The sequence below is a fragment of the Arthrobacter sp. B0316-1-20 genome (genome assembly GCF_059091865.1).
Genome location: NZ_JBNHHC010000159.1, coordinates 1 through 4,152 on the forward strand (window position 1 = coordinate 1; position 4,152 = coordinate 4,152).

Here is a 4,152-nt window from a genome sequence, read left to right on the forward strand (position 1 = left end):
ATGGAAAACATCCCGGGGTCCCAGCCGGCGGAAATCAGCGCTGTCTTCCCGGCGGCCCGCGCCGGCGCGTCGACGGCGTCGGTCCCCCAGCTGGCGGGCCACCTTCTCCACATCGACGTCGGACAGCGCCGACCCCGCGGAGGACTGCGAGAGCTGTTCGGCGAGCGCATCGAGTTCGGCCAGGTCCTGGAGCACGCCGGTGCCATCGCCCAGACCGAGTCCCTCGTCGCCGTGGAACTGTTCCGACCCGGTCCAGTCCTCGCCCGGGCGCAGCGTCTGGAGGGTCGCATCGAGTCGGCTGAGCTGGTCCATGAGTTCGGGGGAGCCGAAGGCATGGGCGGACAGGGCCAGGAGCTCCTCGCGCTGCTCCGGGGTCATGGACCGGAGCATCCGCTGGGCGGCGGCCGAACGCTTCGCGAGGACGTCGACCAGTTCGTCGATGTCCTGCGGATTCTCCGGGAACTGCTCGCCGTGCTTGGCCATGAATGCCTCGAAGTCGGCGGGGGTGTCCTCGCCCCGGGTGTGTTTGCCGAGCAGGTCGTTGAGATCCCGCAGCATCTCGGTGATCGCCGCCCGGTCCTCCTCGGTGGCGTTCTCCAGGGCGTTCTTCATGCCCGCAAACCGTGTCTCCAGCATCTCTCGGCCGAGCAGGTCCCGGATCCGTCCGTAGACCTGCCGTGCGGTGTCGGACTGCCAGTCGTAGGTGGACAGTTCGGTGACTGCCGCGGCGGTGGAGGAGGGCAGGTTCTGCATCTGCATCTCGCGGAAGGCGCGGTCGGTCTCGTCCATCCGGATGTCCCGGGCGAGTTGCTTGCGCTCCTCGAGGACCGCCTCATCGAGAAGTCTCCTGACCTCCTGGAAGGTGCCGTCGAGCCGGTGCCGGCCCAGCAGGTCCCGGCGGCGCCGCTGGACTCGGCCCGCCAGGTCGTCCAGCCCGCGCATGGACCGGCCGCCGCGGCGCAGAAACTCGCGAAGCGCCTGGCCAGGGGAGTAGCCGGCCATGACGTCGGCGGCCACGGCCTCGAGCGCCTCGGCCAGATCGATCGGGGGCGCGAGGGGGTCCGAGCCGCCGTCGTACCGGCTGTACCGGGATGACCTGCCGTGCCGCACGGCGTCTCCTTCCGCTGGGCGTTCCGCGAACCGTGCCGCCGAACCGGCGGCGTGGTTTCTACTTTGCCGTATGGGGCCTCAGCCGTACACCGTTTCGCCGTCGCCGGATTCCTTGGAGAGCCGCCGCGCGAGGTAGAGGCCCTCGAGGGCCAGCTCTATCGCCCCGGCACGGCGGCCAGCACCCGCCCCGGCGTTTCCGCCCTGGCCGGTGCCGGTCAGGCGGGCCGTGATCTCGTCGTAGAGGCCCGGGTCCTCCAGTTCCGGGAGCGCGGCCAGGACCTCGGCGGCCGTCACGCGGTCGCCGGTTGTGAGCGTGCGGTGCCCGTCGAACGCCTCCACCAGGGGCGTGAGGTCGAGTCCGTGCAGGTGGGACCGCACCGCCTGGGCGGTCGCGGTGCGCAGCAGGTGCTCAAGGATCGCGCCCTCGCGTCCCTCCTCGCCGGACTCAAACTCGATCTTGCCGGTCAGAACATCCACCGCCGCCCCGACGTCCACGAGCCGGGCGACGGGGGCGTCGTCGCCCCGGACGGCGGAGCGGTGCCGCGCGGCCGCGGCGATGGTCTCGGCGCCGGCGATCGCCAAGCGGGCGGACACCCCCGAAGACTGGTTGACCGCATTCGATTCGCGCAGGGCACGCGCGAACCGGGCCAGGACCTCAAGGAGGACATCCGGGACCTCGGCCGTGAGGTGGGCCTCCTGGCGGATCACCGCGATCTCGTCCTCGAGCTCGATCGGGTAGTGGGTGCGAATCTCCGCGCCGAACCGGTCCTTGAGCGGGGTGATGATCCGGCCGCGGTTGGTATAGTCCTCGGGGTTTGCCGAGGCCACCACGAGCACGTCCAGCGGCAGCCGCAGCACGTAGCCGCGGATCTGGATGTCCCTCTCCTCCATGACATTCAGCAGGGCAACCTGGATGCGCTCGGCCAGGTCCGGGAGCTCGTTGAGGGCCACGATTCCGCGGTTCGAGCGGGGCACGAGCCCGTAGTGGATGGTCTCGGGGTCCCCGAGGCGGCGGCCCTCGGCCACCCGCATCGGGTCCACGTCGCCGATGAGGTCCGCCACCGAGGTGTCCGGTGTGGAGAGCTTCTCCACGTACCGCTCGGAGCGATGCCGCCAGGCGACGGGCAACTGGTCGCCCTCGGCCGCCGCGCGCGCCATGGATTCCGCGGTGATCGGGTCGTAGGGGTGCTCGTTGAGCTCGGACCCGGCGATCACCGGGGACCACTCATCCAGCAGCCCGGCCAGGGTGCGTAACAAGCGCGTCTTTCCCTGGCCGCGCTCGCCGAGCAAGACGACGTCGTGCCCGGCAATGAGCGCGCGTTCGAGCTGGGGGAGGACGGTCCGGTCAAAGCCGTGGATTCCGGGCCAGGGGTCCTCCCCCGCGGCGAGGGCGGCCAGGAGGTTGCCGCGGATCTCCTCGCGCAGGGACTTCCGGACATGCCCGGAGGCACGGAGTGCGGCCAGGGTGCTGATCTCGGGTGAGGTGCTCACGCCCCCACGCTATCGGCGGAGGGCGGCGCCGTCGATCCCCTTCTGCCCGGGACGGCCGGCGCCCGCGCACCCCGTGACGCGGTCCGGAACCGGGCCTAAGCTGGCCGTAATGACCATCGACACTCTGCCCCCCGCCACCCTGCTCCTCCTGGTCCGGCATGGTATGACGCCGACCACCGGCCAGGTGCTGCCCGGCCGTGCCGCAGGACTGCACCTTTCCGAGCGGGGGCGGGAGCAGGCGGAACGGGTGGCCGGACGGCTGGAGGCCCTGCCACCCACCGCGATCTACTCCTCGCCGCTGGAGCGCACCCGAGAAACGGCGGCAGCGACGTCGGCGCGCACCGGGGTACCCGTCGTCTTGGACGACGGTCTGCTGGAGGCCGACTTCGGCGACTGGACGGGCGCGGCTCTGGCGGACCTCTCCCGCCTTCCGGAGTGGGCCACCGTCCAGCACGAGCCCGACCAGTTCCGGTTCCCGAACGGTGAGAGCTTCGTGGAGATGCGTGACCGGATAGTCGCCACCCTGGACCGTCTCCGGGCCGCCCATGCCGGCGGGACCGTGGTGTGCTTCTCCCACGCCGATCCCATCCGGGTGGCTGTCTCGGACGCCATCGGCACCCCGCTCAACTGCTTCCAGCGGCTCAGCGTCGGCCCCTGTTCCGTTTCGGCGATCTCCTACCCGCAGGATGGCGACCCGGTGGTGCTGACGGTGAACTCGATGCAGGATTCCCTGGCCGAACTGCGGGCCACGTAGGGCACGCCATGACCGGTGAGGAGCGTGAGCCGGCGGTCCGGGACCGTAACGTGGCGCTGCTGGCCAACGGCGGGATCGACCTGCTGGGCCGGCTGGCTAACAGCAGCAACGAGACCTTCCTTGTGGAAGTGGCTCTCGACGAAGACCTGCGCTGGGCCATCTACAAGCCCGAACTCGGTGAGCGGTCCCTGCTCGACTTCGACCGGGGGCTGTACCGGCGCGAGCGCGCGGCGTACCTGCTCAGCGAGGCGCTCGGGTGGGGGCTGGTGCCGACCACGGTGATCCGCGAGGACGCCCCCTTCGGGGTCGGGTCGCTCCAGATGTTCGTGGAGCACGACCCCAACGAGCACTACTTCACCCTAGTGGCGGAGGCGCCCGAGACCCACGACGAGCTGCGTCGGCTGGCCCTGTTCGACGTGGTCGCCAACAACACCGACCGTAAGGCCGGCCACGTGCTGCGCGGCACCGAGGGCCGGCTGTGGGGCATCGACCACGGGCTGTGCTTCGCGGCCCCCTTCAAGCTGCGGACCGTCATCTGGGACTTCGGCGGGGAGAGGATCGACGCCGGCCTGCTCGCCGATCTGGCCCCGCTCGCCGACGAGGCGCCCGCCGGTGTGGCGGACCTGTTGACTGGGATTGAGGTCCAGGCGCTGCGGAACCGAGTTCGGAAGCTCCTGGCGGCGCCGGAGCTCCCGGTGGACCCCACGGGAATGCGATTCCCCTGGCCGCTGGTCTGAGTCCGGCAGGGCGCGGTCGAGCCGCGGCGGGCTGGAAGCGCGCCGCGGCCGCCGCCAAAT

General features: G+C 71.0%; 3 protein-coding genes and 1 pseudogene. 2 read left to right on the top strand and 2 right to left on the bottom strand.

The window, feature by feature from the left end; all coding sequences use genetic code 11:
* Together AC5RW2_RS40970 and AC5RW2_RS40975 are read right to left on the bottom strand one after the other, a co-directional pair.
* Positions 1 to 1,110, bottom strand: a pseudogene (locus AC5RW2_RS40970) (hypothetical protein); the annotation flags it as partial.
* Between the two features lie 78 nt (positions 1,111 to 1,188).
* A complete protein-coding gene (locus AC5RW2_RS40975) occupies positions 1,189 to 2,601 on the bottom strand; it encodes a sigma 54-interacting transcriptional regulator (protein WP_494032249.1) in 1,413 nt (470 codons plus the stop codon).
* A 109-nt stretch (positions 2,602 to 2,710) separates the two neighbouring features.
* Here AC5RW2_RS40975 and AC5RW2_RS40980 point away from each other — a divergent pair, with 109 nt between their 5' ends.
* Entirely contained in the window at positions 2,711 to 3,355 is a 645-nt protein-coding gene (locus tag AC5RW2_RS40980) for a histidine phosphatase family protein (RefSeq protein ID WP_494032250.1), read from the top strand.
* 8 nt (positions 3,356 to 3,363) lie between these two features.
* Positions 3,364 to 4,092 (top strand): SCO1664 family protein, encoded by a 729-nt coding sequence (locus AC5RW2_RS40985; RefSeq protein WP_494032251.1) that lies wholly within the window; start codon positions 3,364 to 3,366, stop codon positions 4,090 to 4,092.
* The last annotated feature ends 60 nt before the right edge of the window (positions 4,093 to 4,152 follow it).